Raw genomic sequence first — 15,559 nt, forward strand, 5'->3', positions numbered from 1 at the left:
TCAGGTTGCCACGCGCAGCGGAACGGCGATCGTGACGGTGGTGCCCGCGGTGCCGGCACGCAGCACGCGGCCACCGAGCGCGGTGACGCGCTCGCGCATGCCCGCGAGACCGTTGCCCTCCGCAGCCTGCCCGCCGACCCCGTCGTCGGCGATCACCAGCCGCAGCTCGCCGTCGTGCGCGCCGATATCCACCCGGCAGGTGCGCGCGCCTGCGTGCCTGGCCACGTTCGTCACGGCCTCCCGCAGCGCCAGCGCGAGCGCGTGCTCGGTGGAGCCGACGAGCACGAGATCGTCATCGCGGCGGACGAGCAGCCGCACACCCGCGCCGACCAGCGCCGTGCGGGCCGCATCCAGCTCCTCGTCCAGGCTCGCCTGCCGCCAGCCGCTCACCGCAGCCCTGACCTCGGTGAGCGCCTCCCGGGCGGTCCGCTCGATCTCCGCCGCCTCCGTGCGTGCCCTGGCCGGGTCCACGCCGATGAGCTGTGCCCGCATCACCACCGCGGTCAGCGAGTGGCCGAGCAGGTCGTGCAGGTCCCTGGCGATGCGCTCGCGTTCGGAGACCGCCGCGAGGTGCTCGATGCGCGCGTTGCGCAACCGCAGCTCGGCGGCGTCACGCTCGCGGTCGGCGTCCTCCAGCCGGGTCAGCCCGATGATCCAGATGAACACCAGCGGCGGGATCAGGCCCCACAGCCGCCACGGCATCGGCACCGGCGACACCACCGTCAGCACGCTCACCAGCAGGGTCAGTCCCGCGAACCAGCGCAGCGCCGTGCGCCGCGACTCCGAGACGGCGGCGACCGCGGCCGCGTAGACGAACAGCACCGCGGCCCCGGCGTTGAACGGGGTGGCGGCCACGCCGATGACGGTCGCCGGCACCGTGCACAGCCAGCGCGACCACGCCGGTCGCCGCATCGCCAGCACGTACAGCGGGACGAAGGTGCCGATGATCCCGGCGACGAGCAGCCAGTCCGGCCAGCCCGCGTCCGGGTCGAAGAGGGGCTGGAACGCCGGGAACACCAGGTACACGAGGTGCACCAGGTTCGAGACGTGCCCGCGGGATCCGTTCATAGCCGGGAATGACGATAGGACACCGCGGCGAGCGCCGCCGTCACCGCGGTCATCCCGGCCAGCACCAGCGCGTGGCCCGCGCCGCCGCCCCCGTCGAACTGCGCCAGCGCGAGCTGCGCGAGGTGATACGTCGGTAGGAACGGCGCGAGCGACGCGGCGAAGCCCGGCAGGATCTCCAGCGGCATCCACAGTCCGGACAGCACCGCCGACGGCAGCAGGATCGCGTTGAGGATCGCGGAGGACGCGTTCGTGCCCGCCTGGAAACCGACGGCCATCCCGAGCAGCGCGAACGGCAGCGCCCCGAGGACGAGCACGCCACCGACCCGCAGCAGCACCCCGGCGGAGGCGTCCAGCGAGCCGGTCAGCGCGGCGGCGACGGTCATGGCCAGCAGGACACCGACGGCATACGGCAGGGCGGCGACGACCTTGGCCGCCAGCGTGATGCCTACCGGCACCGCGGACACCCGTTTCGCCCGCGACCAGCCGAGCTCGCGGTCTCGGGCCACGCCGATGCCCGGGCTCATCAGGCTCACGGCCAGCACCCCGAAGGTGCCGAACGTGGCCAGCATCGTCGGCTCACCGAACAGCGAGCTGAACAGGGCGAAGAACCCGACCGGCATGACGACCGCGAAGAAGAGGGCCGCCGGTTCGCGGACGATCCCCCGCAGCTCGTCGAGGACCTCGACGCCGAGCACCCGTACGTTCACCGGACCCCCACCTTTCCAGTCTGCTCAGTTGAGCCAGTCGGCTCGGTCGGCTCCGTCGGCTCGGTGAGGCCGACCACCGCGTCGGACAGGCCCGCACCCTCCACCCGGAGATCGCTCAGCTCCGGGTCCTCGGCGAGCAACACGCGCAGCAGGCTCTCCGGTGCCCGGGTGCCGATCCGCACGTGGTCGCCGTCCTCGCGCACGGATACGGCACCGGGCAGCCCGGCCAGCCTGGCCGGGCCAAGGGAGGTGCGGGCGATCACCGTCCGGTCGGGCAGCCGCGCGGCCAGCGCCGCCGGGCTGCCTGCGGCCACGACCCTGCCGTGGTCGAGCACCACCACCCGGTCGGCGATGGCCGCCGTCTCGGCGATGAGGTGTGTCGTGACGAGCACCGCCGTGCCGCGGGCGCGGCGCTGCGCCAGGATCTGCCAGAACCGCCGCCGGGCCGGCACGTCCAGCCCGGCCGTCGGCTCGTCCAGCACGAGCAGGGCGGGATCGGACACCAGCGCCATCGCGAGCTGGACGCGTTGCTTCTGCCCACCCGAGAGCCGGGCCGCGCGGCGGCCCGCGAGGTCGGTCAGCCCCAGCTCGGCCAGCACCGGCGCGGCGGCCGCGCGGGGCATGCCCGCACGCACGGCGGCCCCGGTGACGAGCTCGCCGACCTTCAGCGTGTCCGGGAATCCGAGGGACTGCTGGACGACTCCGAGGTGCCGCCGGGTGGCCGCGTCGCGCGGGTCGCCCCCGGCGAGGCGGACCCGGCCCGCCTGCGCGGGCAGCAGCCCGTTGACCAGGTTGACGAGCGTCGTCTTGCCCGCCCCGTTCGGACCGAGCAGCGCCACGCACTCCCCCGCCACCAGCCGCAGGTCGACTCCGTCCAGGGCGAGCGCGCGCCCGTAGCGGTGATGTACGGCCCGTATCTCCAGTACCGTGTCCGCGGTCGCCTTCTCTTGCGTCATACGGACACGTTCACCCCTGCGAGGAGTGCGGCGGTAGGCGGTGACGTCACCGGGTGGCGGTGACAAATGTCAGTTCGCCAGTTCAGAGCACCTGCGCCTCGTCGAGCACTGCCCGCACCAGGTCGTCGAACGGGAGCCTGCGTTCGACGCCTTCCAGCTGCGCGACCGTGGTGCGCGTGGCCACCCGTGGCGGAGTCAGCAGCGAGCAGCAGTCCTCGTCCGGCAGGGCGGAGATCTCCGCGATACCGAGCCTGCGCGACTCGGCGATGATCTCCTCCTTGTCCCACGCCAGCAGCGGCCGCAGCAACGGCATCGAGCACGACTGCTCGATGGTCGCGAGGTTGCTCAGCGTCTGGCTGGAAACCTGCCCGAGACTGTCGCCGGTGACCAGCGCCCGCGCCCCGAGCCGCTGGGCGAGCAGTTCCGCGGCCCGGACCATCAGCCTGCGCTGGGCGACGACCTGCAACTGGCCCGCGCCAGCGGTCGCGAGCGCCCGCTGTGCGTTGCCGATCGGGACCACATGCAGCCGGGAGTCACCCTGGAACCGGTCGAGCCCGCGAACCAGCGCGTACGCCTTGTAGGCCGAGGCGGGCCCGGTGTAGGGCGCGCCGGTGAAGTGGACGAAGTCGCAGCGCAGCCCGCGCCGCATGGCCCGGTAGGCCGCGATCGGCGAGTCGTAACCACCGGAGAGCAGTGCGAGCGCGTGGCCGCTCGAGCCCACGGGAAGCCCGCCCTGGCCACGGTGCCGGTCGAGCGAGACGAACACCTCGTGCTTGTCGACCTCGACCACGATCTCGACCTCGGGCTCGTCGAGGTCCACGGGCCAGCCCCACTCGTCGCACACGGCCTTGCCGACATGGGCGGCGAGCTGCTCGGAGGTCAGCGGAAATCCCTTGTGCCTGCGCCGGGCCCGCACCGCGAACCGGCGCCGGGTGCCGTCTCCCGGCGCGCCGAAGCGCTCCCGCAGCAGCCGCAGCGCCGCGGCGGTCGCGTCCTCCGGTGTCTTGGCGGCCCGCAGTGCCGGCTGTACCACGCTGACCCCGAGCACCTGGCGCGCCCGCGCCAGCAGCTCATCCTGCGGCAGGCCCGCGCGCAGCACGAGCACGCCGTCCCGCGGGGATATGCGCACCCGCGCGCCGTCGGCGGCGACGGTCCGTTCGACGTTGCGCAGCAGGTGCCGCTCGAACCTGCCGCGGTTGCGGCGTTTGAGGATCAGCTCCCCGTACTTCAGCAACACGCACGGCTGCGCCAACCGTTTCACCTCTCCTTCAGGAGCCGAACATACCGCCGGGGCTCACGGGCCCGTCCGGTGGAAGTGGTGGGCGACCGTGGCGTGGAAGTCCCTGGCGTCGTCGCTGTACGGGCTCACGTGCACGGTCGCGTCGCGCAGCTTGGGCAGGGCGTGCAGCAGGCGGTGCCGGACCTCCTGCGCGATGTCGTGTCCCTCGACCACCGACTTTCCGCAGTCCACCGCTATCCCGATCTCGGCACGGAGCTTGTGCCCGAGCCAGCGCAGGCGGACGTACTCCGACTCCAGGACTCCGGGTGTTCCGGCGACGATCCGTTCGGTCCGCTCGACCAGCTCCGGGTCGACGGCGTCCATCAGACGACGATAGATGTCCCGCGCGGCACCGCGCAGCACGAGCAGGATCGCGGCCGTGATGACGAGCCCGACGATCGGGTCGGCGAGCGGGAAGCCCAGCAGGACGCCGACGGCCCCGGCGACGACGGCCAGTGAGGTCAGCCCGTCGGTGCGCGCGTGCAGGCCGTCCGCGACCAGCGCCGCCGAACCGATCCTGCGGCCGACGCCGATCCGGTACTTGGCGACGAGCTCGTTGCCGGCGAACCCGATCACCCCGGCGGCGATCACCAGCCCGACCGACTGGATCTCCCTCGGGTGGCCGATGCGCTGGATCGACTCCCAGCCTGCCACGAACGCCGACAGCGCGATCATGAGCACGATGAAGATGCCGGCCAGGTCTTCGGCACGCCCGTAGCCGTAGGTGTATCGCCTGGACGCCACACGGCGGCTCAGCGCGAACGCGACCCACAACGGCAGCGCGGTCAGCGCGTCCGAGAAGTTGTGAATAGTGTCGGCGAGCAGCGCGACCGAACCGGAGAACACGACGACCGCCGCCTGCAGCAGCGCGGTGACCAACAACGCGACCAGGCTGATCTTGAGCGCCCGGATGCCCTCGGCCGACGCCTCCAGTGCGGCGTCGGACGAGTCGGCGGCATCGTGACTGTGCGGGCGGAACAGCTCGGCGAGGGCGCCCCGCAGGCCGCCGCGATGTCGGTGGCCGTGGCCGTGGCCATGCCCATGGCCGTGACCGGCCGGCCGCTTCCCGGACGAGGACGAACGGTCGGTGCCCATGCCCCCATCATCGGCACGGCGCGACCGGGGCGTCCAGCCGCCCCTCAGCCGCCCGGCCCCGGCGGGCCCGCCTCGTCGAGCAACCGGTGCGCGAGGCGGCGCGCCTCGGCCGGCGTCATGCTCGTCCACATCCGGTCACCGTCGTGGTCCTGGCACGAGATGCTCAGCGTGATCCGATCGATCGTGTCCGCACCGCCGGCCACCCGTAACCGGGTCACCGCCACCTCACGCCCACAGCCGGTCCGCAACAGCGGTCGCCGCCCGTCCCGCGCCCGAATCCCTCGCACCACGACCTCCCGAGAAGCTGCCCCTACGGATAAGGCAACCCGCGTGGCCGCATCCGCATTCCCGCCGGAACCGGACGCGCTCAGGCGGTGGCCGGAGTCCCGTCCGGCCCGCTCACGCGAGCGCCACGATGAACGAAGCCGAAGCGGCGAGGGCAGCCAGCGTGCGCACGTGGTTCCAGGCGGTCCACCCGGGAACGTAGCGGCCCCACGCCGCCTCCCCTGCCGCGCTGCGCGGATCGACGGCGTCCAGCGCGTTGTTGCGCGGAACGTGCACGGCGCCGGTGAGGACGAACGTGCCGAACGCATACAGGACGCAACCCGCGAGCAGCCAGATCGCGCTCACACCCGGCCACCGCACCAGCGTCCAGACCGCGAGGACAGCGCACAGCACGCCGGTTCCGGCGAACAGCACCAGGAACGACGGCGTGAGCACGGTGCGGTTGACCGACTGCATCGCCGCGATCCCCTGCGCGGCGGGCAGCCGGGTGAACGCCCGCATCACGAAGCTCGAGAAGGCGAACAACACGCCCGCCACCAGGGCGGACCCCAGCGCGGCGAGCAGCGTCAGGATGAAGAGGACTTCGTCGATCATGGCTCGTGACTCCCTGACTCCCCTGGCCCGGTTCCCGTCGTGGAACCAGATTCAAGCGGCCACGGCACGTCGTCGCCATCGTTGATCGGCTCGGCCGCATACGCGTGCGTCCAAGCTCGTGAGTGCGCACGCGAGTTAGAACACTGTTATGCACTCACGACCGCTTCTAAGCTGAGCGCATGGACGCCTTCGCCGGGCTGCTGGACGGGCCGAGAGCACGCGGGGCGTTCCTGCTGCGGTCGGTCCTGGTGCCGCCGTGGAGCATCCGCGTGCGGGACCGGGCACCGCTCACGCTGCTGTCGATGGTGCGCGGCGAGGCATCGGTGACCACCGAAGGCGACGACCCGGTGCGGATCCGGCCAGGTGACGTCGCCGTGGTACGCGGCCCGGAGCCATACACCGTCTCCGACCAGCCGGGCAGCCGGCCGACCGTGGTGATCCACCCAGGAGCGCGCAGCACCAGCATCTCCGGCACGGACCTGTGCGAGTCGCTGAATCTGGGCGTCCGCACCTGGGGCGACGACCCGGACAGCCCGACGGTGCTGCTCGTCGGCACCTACCAGCTGCACAGTGAGGTCAGCAGGCGGCTGCTGCAGGCGCTGCCCACGCTGCTCGTCGTCCGGGAGGACTCGTGGGACTGCCCGCTGCTCCCCCTGCTCGGCGCGGAGATCACGAAGGACCTGCCGGGCCAGGACGCGGTCCTCGACCGGCTGCTCGACCTGCTGCTCGTCGCCGTCCTGCGGACCTGGTTCGATCGTCCCGGCGCGGGCGCGCCCGCCTGGTACCGGGCCTACGGTGACCCGGTGGTCGGCCGCGCCCTGCGGCTGGTGCACGCCGAGCCGTCGGCGCCGTGGACCGTCGCGACACTGGCTGACCGGACGGGGGTCTCCCGCGCCACGCTGGCCCGTCGCTTCACCGACCTGGTCGGCGAGGCCCCGATGGCGTACCTCACCGGCTGGCGGATGACGCTCGCCGCCGACCTGCTGCGCGAGCCCGAGACGACGGTCGGTGCGGTGGCGCGCAAGGTCGGCTACGGGAGCGCGTTCGCGTTCAGCTCCGCCTTCAAACGGGTGCGCGGCGTCAGCCCGCAGGTGTACCGCACCGGCGCCCTGGCCACCGCGATCTGACCGGGCCACGCGCAAGAAGGTGGCGGCCGCTCGCCGTTGAGCGGCCGCCACCGGCCCGGTCCGGCTCGGTCACCTCGCCGTGAGCGGCGACCAGTAATCGAGCATCTCGGCGAACGTCTCGAAGGCGGGCTTGGAGGGGCCGTAGGGCGCCTCCAGGTGAATGCTCAGCGGGAAGCCGAGGTCGGCGACCCCGTCGATCACCCGCTTGTACAGGTCGACGAGCTCGCGCTTGCGCTCGGCGAAGGAACGCTCCGCGATCTTGGCGACGAACTCCTGCTCCTGCTTGACCAGGTCGTTGCCCGGGTCCTGGATGAGCCAGTCGATCAGCCGCACCCTGGCCTCGGCGCCGGGCACGAAGCCGAAGGAGAGCAGGATCTCCGGCCGGTGTGGGGTCTGCTTGGCGAAGTCGGTCAGGAACTCCACGATGGCGTCGGAGAAGAGGAGCTGGGTCATCCCAAAGGTGGCGCCGCGATCGCACTTGAACCCGAAGCGTCCCTGCTCCTCGTCGCGGGTCGGGATCAGGATGGCGCCACGGTTGTCCACGAGGCCCTGGAACTCGGCGAGCGCGTCGGTCGGTGCCATCCCCGGACCGTCGCCGTCGCTCATCGTGCGCGGCACCCCGACGAAGGTGATGCCGTCCATCCCCGCGTCCAGCAGCGTGCGCAGCCGCTGCGTGAGCCGGTCCTTGCCGTCGAAGGCGGTGACCTGGGTACAGAGGCCACGTACGTCGCCGAACTCGGGCCGTACCGCGTTCCAGAAGTCCAGCGTGTCCATCTTCGGCTTCATCTCGACCGGGCGGTCGTCGTCCTCGGCGATCATGCCGGGGATCATCAGATGCTTGATCTGGCCGGTCATGCCGCTGGCGCGGCAGCTGTCGGTGACCTTGCGACTCACTTCGACCGCCTGCTCGACGCCGCCGTCGAGGTCCGGTGGAACGAGCTCGAGTGCGATGGTTTTCATGCGTTCCTTCTCGTCGTGTCCGCGGTTAAGGACCGTCCGTCCGCGCCCTGCGACGCGCTCACGCGTGCACAGGGCGCGGACACGACGCGAGGATCAGTAGCGGTAGTGGTCGGGCTTGTAGGGGCCCGCCACGTCGACACCGATGTAGTCGGCCTGCTCCTTGGTGAGCTCGGTCAGCCTGACGCCGAGCGCGTCGAGGTGCATGCGGGCGACCTTCTCGTCGAGGTGCTTGGGCAGCACGTACACCTGCTTGTCGTACTCGCCCGGCTTGGTGAACAGCTCGATCTGGGCGATCACCTGGTTGGTGAAGCTGTTCGACATCACGAAGCTCGGGTGCCCGGTGGCGTTGCCGAGGTTGAGCAGCCTGCCCTCGGACAGCACGATGATCGAGTGGCCGTCCGGGAAGACGTACTCGTGCACCTGCGGCTTGATCTCGACCTTCTTGATGCCCGGGGTCTTCTCGAGGCCGGCCATGTCGATCTCGTTGTCGAAGTGGCCGATGTTGCCCACGATGGCCTGGTGCTTCATCTTCGCCATGTGGTCGGCGGTGATGATGTTGAAGTTGCCGGTGGTCGTGATGAAGATGTCCGCCGTCTCGATCACGTCCTCGATGCGGGCGACCTCGTAGCCCTCCATCGCGGCCTGCAACGCGCAGATCGGGTCGATCTCGGTGACGATCACCCTGGCGCCCTGGCCGCGCAGTGACTCCGCGGAGCCCTTGCCGACGTCACCGAAACCGGCGATGACGGCGACCTTGCCGCCGATCAGCGTGTCGGTCGCCCGGTTGATCCCGTCCACCAGGGAGTGCCGGCAGCCGTACTTGTTGTCGAACTTCGACTTGGTCACCGAGTCGTTCACGTTGATCGCCGGGAACAGCAGCTCCCCGGACTTCGCGAACTCGTAGAGCCGGTGCACACCGGTGGTGGTCTCCTCGGTGACCCCCTTGATCTCCTCGGCGATCTTGGTGAACCGCTTCGTGTCGGCCGCCAGGCTCTTCCGCAGCGTGGCCAGGACGACCTTGTACTCGTCCGGGTCGTCCTCGGCGGTCTCGGGCACGGCACCCGCGGTCTCGAACTCGACGCCCTTGTGCACGAGCAGGGTCGCGTCCCCGCCGTCGTCCAGGATCATGTTCGGGCCCTTGTCACCGAACTGGAAGAGCTGGTCGGTGCACCACCAGTACTCCTCCAGCGTCTCGCCCTTCCAGGCGAACACCGAGACGCCCTCGGGCTTCTCCGGCGTGCCGTTCGGGCCCACGACGACGGCCGCGGCGGCCTCGTCCTGGGTGGAGAAGATGTTGCAGGAGACCCAGCGCACCTCGGCGCCGAGCTCGACGAGCGTCTCGATCAGCACCGCGGTCTGCACCGTCATGTGCAGCGAACCCGCCACCCGGGCGCCCTTCAGCGGCTTCGAATCCGCGAACTCCCGGCGAGTCGCCATCAGACCGGGCATCTCGTGCTCCGCCAGCCGGATCTGGTGCCGGCCGGCCTCGGCCAGCTTCAGGTCGGCGACGGCGAATTCGAGGCCGCCCACCTTCTGCAACTTCGCGCTCATGGCTTCCTTTCCCTTGTTGCGGGGTTGTGCAACGGTCGTGATCTGTCAGGTGTTGAAGTATTTCGCTTCCGGATGGTGCGCGACGATCGCGTCCGTGGACTGCTCCGGGTGCAGCTGGAACTCCTCGGACAGCTCCACCCCGATCCGCTCGGCCTCGAGCAGGTCCACGATCTTCGCCCGGTCCTCCAGGTCCGGGCACGCACCGTAGCCCAGGGAGAACCGCGCGCCCCGGTAGCCGAGCTTGAAGAACTGCTGCACGTCGTCCGGGTCCTCCGCGGCCACCGACGCACCGGAGGAGAACTGCAGCTCCTGCCGGATGCGGCGATGCCAGTACTCGGCGAGCGCCTCGGTCAGCTGCACGCCGATGCCGTGGATCTCCAGGTAGTCCCGGTAGGCGTTCCTGGCGAACAGCTCGTTGGCGTAGTCGGCGATCGGCTGGCCCATCGTGACCAGCTGCAGCGGCAGGACGTCCACGCCGCCGGTCTCCTCCGCCTTCTCCCGCGAACGGTAGAAGTCGGCGAGGCAGAGCCGCCGGTCCCGCCGCTGCCTCGGGAAGCGGAACCGCAGCCGCTCGGGTGCGTCCGGCTCGTCCTTGTCGAGCACGATCAGGTCGTTGCCCTCGGAGATGCACGGGAAGTAGCCGTACACCAGTGCCGCGTGCTGCAGGATCCCGGCCGTCGAGAGCTCGTCGATCCACGCCCGCAGGCGCGGCCTTCCCTCGGACTCGACAAGCTCCTCATAGGACGGTCCCTCGCCCTTCTTCGCGCCACGCAGGCCCCACTGACCGAAGAACGTGGCGCGCTCGTCAAGCAGCGAAAGGTAGTCGGCGACCGGAACACCCTTGACCACCTTCGAGCCCCAGAACGCGGGCGTCGGTACCGGCACATCGGCGTCCACATCGGACCTCGTTGTGTCCTCGACGCTCGGTTCGTCGCCCTGCTCCGCCTTGCGCTTCTCGGCGATCCGCAGCGAACGCTCCCGCCGCGCCTTGCGCTCGGCCTTCTTCTCCTGCTCCGCCGCGTCCTCCTCCGGCGTCTCCCCCCGTTTGATCGCCATCAGGCGATCCATCAGGTTGAGCCCCTCGAAGGCGTCCTTGGCGTAGCGGACGTCACCCTCGTACACCTCATCGAGGTCGTTCTCGACGAACGTGCGGGTCAGCGCCGCGCCGCCGAGCATCACGGGGTACTTCTGCGCGAGGCCGCGCGAGTTCATCTCCCGCAGGTTGTCCTTCATGATGACCGTGGACTTGACCAGCAGGCCGGACATGCCGATGGCGTCGACCTTGTGCTCCTCGGCGGCCTCGAGGATCGCGTTGATCGGCTGCTTGATGCCGATGTTCACGACGTCGTAGCCGTTGTTGGACACGATGATGTCCACGAGGTTCTTGCCGATGTCGTGCACATCGCCCTTGACCGTCGCGAGCAGCAGCTTGCCCTTCCCGCCGGAGTCGTCCTTCTCCATGTACGGCTCAAGGTGGGCGACGGCGGCCTTCATCACCTCCGCCGACTGGAGCACGAACGGCAGCTGCATCTGACCCGAGCCGAACAGGTCGCCGACGACCTTCATCCCCGCGAGGAGATTCTCGTTGATGATCTGCAGCGGCGGCTTCTCCTGCATCGCCGCTTCCAGATCCTCGTCGAGCCCGTTGCGCTCGCCGTCGACGATGCGCTTCTCCAGCCGCTCGAACAACGGCAGCTTGGCCAGCTCCTCGGCCCGCGACTCGCGGCTCGAGGAGGTCGTCTTGCCCTCGAACAGCGACATCAGCTTCTGCAGCGGGTCGTAGGCGTCCTCGCCCTCGGTCTCCGCGGTGCGCCGGTCGTAGATCAGGTCGAGCGCGACCTGCCGCTGCTCCTCGTCGATCTTGTTCATCGGGAGGATCTTCGACGAGTTCACGATCGCCGAGTCGAGCCCGGCCTCCCGGCACTCGTGCAGGAACACCGAGTTGAGCACCTGGCGCGCCGCCGGGTTGAGCCCGAACGAGACGTTGGAAAGGCCGAGCGTGGTCTGCACGTCCGGGTGCCGTCGCTTCAGCTCCCGGATCGCGTTGATCGTCTCGATGCCGTCCCTGCGGACCTCCTCCTGCCCCGTGGTGATCGGGAAGACGAGGCAGTCGATGATGATCGCCGACTTGTCGAGACCCCAGTTGGTCGTAAGGTCCTCGATCATGCGCTCGGCGACGCCGAGCTTCCAGTCCGCCGTGCGCGCCTGGCCCTCCTCGTCGATGCAGGTGACGACCACGGTCGCGCCGTGCTCGACCACCATCTCCATCACCCGCTGGAACCGGCCGCCCGGCTCGGTGCCGTCCTCGTAGTTCACCGAGTTGACCGCGCACCGGCCACCGAGATGTTCCAGCCCGGCCTGGATGACGTCCGGCTCGGTGGAGTCGACCATGACCGGCAGCGTCGACGCCGTGGCGAGCCGCGACGCCAGCTCCCGCATGTCCCTGGTCCCGTCGCGGCCCACGTAGTCCACGCACAGGTCCAGCATGTGCGCGCCCTCGCGGGTCTGCGACTTCGCGATCTCGACGCAGTCGGCGTAGCGCTCCTCCAGCATCGCCTCGCGGAACGCCTTCGAACCGTTGGCGTTGGTGCGCTCGCCGACGTTGAGGATCGAGGCGTCCTGCTCGAACGGCACCGCCTGGTACACCGACGACACCGAGGGAACAATCTCCGGCTCCCGCACCTTCGGTGGCAGGTCGGCCACCGCCTCCACCACCGCACGGACGTGCTCGCCGGTGGTGCCGCAGCAGCCACCGACCAGCCGCGCACCGAAGTCGGTGACGAATCCGGCCAGCGCCTCGGCCAGCTCGTGCGGCCGCAACGGGTACACCGCGCCGTTCGGGCCGAGCTCGGGCAGCCCGGCGTTGGGCATCACCGAGATCGGCACCTGCGCATGCTGTGCGAGCACCCGCAGGTGCTCGCTCATCTCCGCGGGACCGGTCGCGCAGTTCATCCCGATCAGGTCGATACCGAGCGGTTCGAGCGCCGTCAGCGCGGCCCCGATCTCGGAGCCGACCAGCATCGTGCCGGTCTGCTCCACGGTGACCTGCGCGATGATCGGCACGCGCCGGCCCACCTGCGCCATCGCCCGCTTGGCGCCGACGATCGCCGCCTTGGTCTGGAGCAGGTCCTGCGAGGTCTCCACCAGGACCACGTCGATACCGCCCTCGAGCATCCCGAGCGCGTTCTCGACATAGGCGTCCCGCAGCGCGGTGTACGGCGCGTGCCCGAGCGTGGGCAGCTTCGTGCCGGGCCCCATCGAGCCGAGCACGAACCGCGGCTTGTCCGGGGTGGAGAATTCGTCGGCGCACTCCCGCGCCAGCACGGCCCCCTTCTCCGCGAGATCACGGATCCGGTCCTCGATGCCGTACTCGGCGAGATTGGCCAGGTTCGTACCGAACGTGTTCGTCTCGATCGCGTCCGAACCCGCCTCGAGGAACTCCCGGTACACCGACCGCACCACGTCGGGACGCGTTTCGTTGAGGATCTCGTTGCAGCCCTCGAGCTGGGCGAAGTCGTCCAGCGTCAGGTCATGGGCCTGCAGCGCGGTACCCATTCCACCGTCGGCGACCAGCACCCGCCGGTCGAGTTCGGTGAGAAACGCACTCTCCATATTCACACTCGCAGCTTTGATTCGATCTCGGCCGCGGCGTCACTGCCGTAGGCTCTGGCCACGCGGTTGGAGAAGTCCGAACGGTCCAGCCGGTACTCCTGCGGCCCCACGGACTCGAGCACGATCCCGGCGAGCACGCAGCCGGCCTGCGCGGACCGTTCCATGCTCATCTTGCAGCTCAGGCCCCACAGGAAGCCCGCCCGGAAGGCGTCGCCGACACCGGTGGGCTCCACCTCGTCGACGCCGGGCACGGCATCGACGGACACCGGGTCGTGGCCCTTGCCCTCGATCCGCACGCCCTTGCCGCCGTAGGTGGTGACCCAGCTGCCGACGCGTTCGAGCACCTCGTCCGTCGACCAGCCGGTGTGCTTGCGCAGCAGCGAACTCTCGTACTCGTTGGTGAACAGGTAGGCGGCGCCGTCGACCAGGTTGCGGACGTCCTCACCCGGCATGATGGCCAGCTGCTGCGAGATGTCGGCCGCGAACGTGAAGCCACGCTGCCTGCACTCCTCGGTGTGGCGCAGCATCGCCTCGGGGTCGTTCGGTGCGATGAGCACGAGGTCCAGGTCGCCGACCCGGTCGGCGACGGTCTGCAGCTCGATCTCCCTGGCCTCGCTCATCGCTCCCGCGTAGAAGGACGCGATCTGGTTCTGTGTCTCGTCGGTCGTGCACAGGAAACGGGCCGTGTGCTTGTCGGGCGACACATGCACGGACTTGGTGTCCACGCCGTGCCGGTCCAGCCAGGCACGGTAGTCGTCGAAGTCCTTGCCGACCGCGCCGACCAGGACCGGCGAGAGGCCCATCCGCCCCAGCGCGAACGCGATGTTCGCGGCCACGCCGCCCCTGCGGATGTCCAACTGCTCGACCAGGAAGGACAGCGAGACGCTCTCCAGCTGGTCGGCGACGAACTGATCGCTGAACCGGCCGGAGAAGGACATCAGATGGTCGGTAGCGATCGAACCGGTTACCGCGATGCGCATTCGGGCACACTCCTCGATCTCGTAGGCAAGAGGAAGCTCCGCACACGCCCGGCGGGGTGCGCCCACCGGGCGCACCACCGCAGGTCGTGGATGTGGAGCCGAAAACGGAGAACGCGGCCCACTCAGGCTTTCGCCGCGTCCTTGAGCGCCGCGGCACGGTCCGTGCGCTCCCAGGGCAGGTCGAGGTCACCCCGGCCGAAGTGCCCGTAGGACGCCGTCTGCGCGTAAATCGGGCGGAGCAGGTCCAGGTCGCGGATGATCGCGGCCGGGCGAAGGTCGAACACCTCGTCGATCGCGGCCTGGATCTTCTCCGGCGCCACCTTCTCGGTGCCGAAGGTCTCCACGAACAGGCCAACCGGAGCCGCCTTGCCGATCGCGTACGCCACCTGGATCTCGACCCGGTCGGCGAGGCCGGCCGCCACCACGTTCTTGGCGACCCACCGCGTCGCGTACGCCGCGGAACGGTCCACCTTGGACGGGTCCTTGCCGGAGAAGGCGCCACCGCCGTGCCGCGCCATGCCGCCGTAGGTGTCCACGATGATCTTGCGGCCGGTCAGGCCCGCGTCGCCCATCGGGCCGCCGACGACGAACCGGCCCGTCGGGTTGATCAGGAGCTTCGGCTCCTCGGCGTCGAGCCCGAGCGACTCGATCTCCGGGGTGATGACCTTCTGCTTGAGGTCGACCGCCAGCTGCGAGTCGAGGTCGATGCCCTCGGCGTGCTGGCTGGAGATCACCACGGTGTCCAGCCGGACGGGCTGGTCGCCGTTGTACTCGATGGTCACCTGGGTCTTGCCGTCCGCACGCAGGTACGGGATGGTGCCGTTCTTGCGGACCTCCGTCAGCCTGCGGGAGAGGCGGTGCGCCAGCGCGATCGGCATCGGCATCAGCTCCGGCGTGTCCGAGCACGCGTAGCCGAACATCAGGCCCTGGTCACCGGCGCCCTGCTTGTCGAGGTCGTCCAGCGCGTTCTCCAGCCGCGACTCGTACGCCGTGTCCACGCCCTGGGCGATGTCCGGAGACTGCGCGTCGATCGCGACGTTCACGCCGCAGGAGTTGCCGTCGAAGCCCTTGGCCGAGGAGTCGTAGCCGATGTCCAGGACCTTCTCCCGGACCAGGGCGGGAACGTCGACGTATGCCTCGGTCGTCACCTCGCCCGCGATGTGCACCTGGCCCGTCGTGATCAGCGACTCGACCGCGACGCGGCTGCGCGGGTCGGCGGCCAGCATCGCGTCCAGGATGGTGTCGCTGATCGCGTCGCACATCTTGTCCGGGTGACCCTCGGTCACGGACTCGCTGGTGAACAACCTTCGGTTAGCAGTCACAATGGCGCCCTATCTGTCGGAAA

At 70.0% G+C, this 15,559-nt stretch carries 13 protein-coding genes; 1 reads left to right on the forward strand and 12 read right to left on the reverse strand.

The window, feature by feature from the left end; all coding sequences use genetic code 11:
• From JAP66_RS19445 to JAP66_RS19475, 7 genes are all read right to left on the reverse strand, one after another.
• Entirely contained in the window at positions 1-1,068 is a 1,068-nt protein-coding gene (locus tag JAP66_RS19445; RefSeq protein ID WP_199433222.1) for a sensor histidine kinase, read from the reverse strand.
• A complete protein-coding gene (locus JAP66_RS19450; RefSeq protein ID WP_199433223.1) occupies positions 1,065-1,775 on the reverse strand; it encodes an ABC transporter permease in 711 nt (236 codons plus the stop codon). The genes JAP66_RS19445 and JAP66_RS19450 overlap by 4 nt, the downstream gene beginning before the upstream one ends.
• Complete coding sequence (locus JAP66_RS19455) at positions 1,772-2,731, reverse strand: ABC transporter ATP-binding protein (RefSeq protein WP_199433224.1); 960 nt, start codon at positions 2,729-2,731, stop codon at positions 1,772-1,774. The genes JAP66_RS19450 and JAP66_RS19455 overlap by 4 nt, the downstream gene beginning before the upstream one ends.
• An 82-nt stretch (positions 2,732-2,813) precedes the next feature.
• Positions 2,814-3,983, reverse strand: coding sequence for a tRNA uracil 4-sulfurtransferase ThiI (gene thiI, locus JAP66_RS19460; RefSeq protein ID WP_199433400.1), 1,170 nt, complete (start codon positions 3,981-3,983; stop codon positions 2,814-2,816).
• Between the two features lie 42 nt (positions 3,984-4,025).
• The gene (locus JAP66_RS19465; RefSeq protein ID WP_199433225.1) at positions 4,026-5,105 is read right to left on the reverse strand and encodes a cation diffusion facilitator family transporter; all 1,080 of its coding nucleotides are present in this window, start codon (positions 5,103-5,105) and stop codon (positions 4,026-4,028) included.
• A gap of 44 nt (positions 5,106-5,149) precedes the next feature.
• On the reverse strand, positions 5,150-5,392 hold the full coding sequence (locus JAP66_RS19470) for a hypothetical protein (RefSeq protein WP_199433226.1): 243 nt from the start codon (positions 5,390-5,392) through the stop codon (positions 5,150-5,152).
• Between the two features lie 112 nt (positions 5,393-5,504).
• Positions 5,505-5,984, reverse strand: coding sequence for an anthrone oxygenase family protein (locus tag JAP66_RS19475; protein ID WP_199433227.1), 480 nt, complete (start codon positions 5,982-5,984; stop codon positions 5,505-5,507).
• Positions 5,985-6,163: 179 nt separating this feature from the next.
• Between JAP66_RS19475 and JAP66_RS19480 the strand changes: the two genes are divergently transcribed.
• Positions 6,164-7,111, forward strand: a complete 948-nt coding sequence (locus JAP66_RS19480; protein ID WP_199433228.1) for an AraC family transcriptional regulator — start codon at positions 6,164-6,166, stop codon at positions 7,109-7,111.
• A 69-nt stretch (positions 7,112-7,180) separates the two neighbouring features.
• Here the strand turns inward: JAP66_RS19480 and JAP66_RS19485 are convergent, their stop codons facing one another.
• The 5 genes from JAP66_RS19485 to metK all read right to left on the reverse strand — a co-directional run bounded on the left by JAP66_RS19485 (position 7,181) and on the right by metK (position 15,536).
• Complete coding sequence (locus tag JAP66_RS19485; protein ID WP_199433229.1) at positions 7,181-8,071, reverse strand: mycobacterial-type methylenetetrahydrofolate reductase; 891 nt, start codon at positions 8,069-8,071, stop codon at positions 7,181-7,183.
• 93 nt (positions 8,072-8,164) lie between these two features.
• Positions 8,165-9,622, reverse strand: a complete 1,458-nt coding sequence (gene ahcY, locus JAP66_RS19490) for an adenosylhomocysteinase (RefSeq protein WP_199433230.1) — start codon at positions 9,620-9,622, stop codon at positions 8,165-8,167.
• Positions 9,623-9,667: 45 nt separating this feature from the next.
• A complete protein-coding gene (gene metH, locus JAP66_RS19495) occupies positions 9,668-13,234 on the reverse strand; it encodes a methionine synthase (protein ID WP_199433401.1) in 3,567 nt (1,188 codons plus the stop codon).
• Between the two features lie 2 nt (positions 13,235-13,236).
• Positions 13,237-14,214 (reverse strand): carbohydrate kinase family protein, encoded by a 978-nt coding sequence (locus JAP66_RS19500; RefSeq protein ID WP_199433231.1) that lies wholly within the window; start codon positions 14,212-14,214, stop codon positions 13,237-13,239.
• Positions 14,215-14,336: 122 nt separating this feature from the next.
• Positions 14,337-15,536 carry a methionine adenosyltransferase gene (gene metK / locus JAP66_RS19505; protein ID WP_199433232.1) on the reverse strand — a complete coding sequence of 400 codons (1,200 nt, stop codon included), beginning with the start codon at positions 15,534-15,536 and terminating at the stop codon, positions 14,337-14,339.
• Between the last annotated feature and the right edge of the window lie 23 nt (positions 15,537-15,559).

Source organism: Qaidamihabitans albus (assembly GCF_016464705.1).
Lineage (GTDB): Bacteria > Actinomycetota > Actinomycetes > Mycobacteriales > Pseudonocardiaceae > Qaidamihabitans > Qaidamihabitans albus.

Excerpts from the sequence above, each read along its gene's own strand:
- JAP66_RS19480 (WP_199433228.1), top strand. The coding sequence starts at position 6,164 with ATGGACGCCTTCGCCGGGCTGCTGGACGGGCCGAGAGCACGCGGGGCG.
- JAP66_RS19465 (WP_199433225.1), bottom strand. The coding sequence starts at position 5,105 with ATGGGCACCGACCGTTCGTCCTCGTCCGGGAAGCGGCCGGCCGGTCAC.
- metH (WP_199433401.1), bottom strand. The coding sequence starts at position 13,234 with ATGGAGAGTGCGTTTCTCACCGAACTCGACCGGCGGGTGCTGGTCGCC.
- JAP66_RS19485 (WP_199433229.1), bottom strand. The coding sequence starts at position 8,071 with ATGAAAACCATCGCACTCGAGCTCGTTCCACCGGACCTCGACGGCGGC.
- JAP66_RS19475 (WP_199433227.1), bottom strand. The coding sequence starts at position 5,984 with ATGATCGACGAAGTCCTCTTCATCCTGACGCTGCTCGCCGCGCTGGGG.
- JAP66_RS19455 (WP_199433224.1), bottom strand. The coding sequence starts at position 2,731 with ATGACGCAAGAGAAGGCGACCGCGGACACGGTACTGGAGATACGGGCC.
- JAP66_RS19445 (WP_199433222.1), bottom strand. The coding sequence starts at position 1,068 with ATGAACGGATCCCGCGGGCACGTCTCGAACCTGGTGCACCTCGTGTAC.
- ahcY (WP_199433230.1), bottom strand. The coding sequence starts at position 9,622 with ATGAGCGCGAAGTTGCAGAAGGTGGGCGGCCTCGAATTCGCCGTCGCC.
- JAP66_RS19500 (WP_199433231.1), bottom strand. The coding sequence starts at position 14,214 with ATGCGCATCGCGGTAACCGGTTCGATCGCTACCGACCATCTGATGTCC.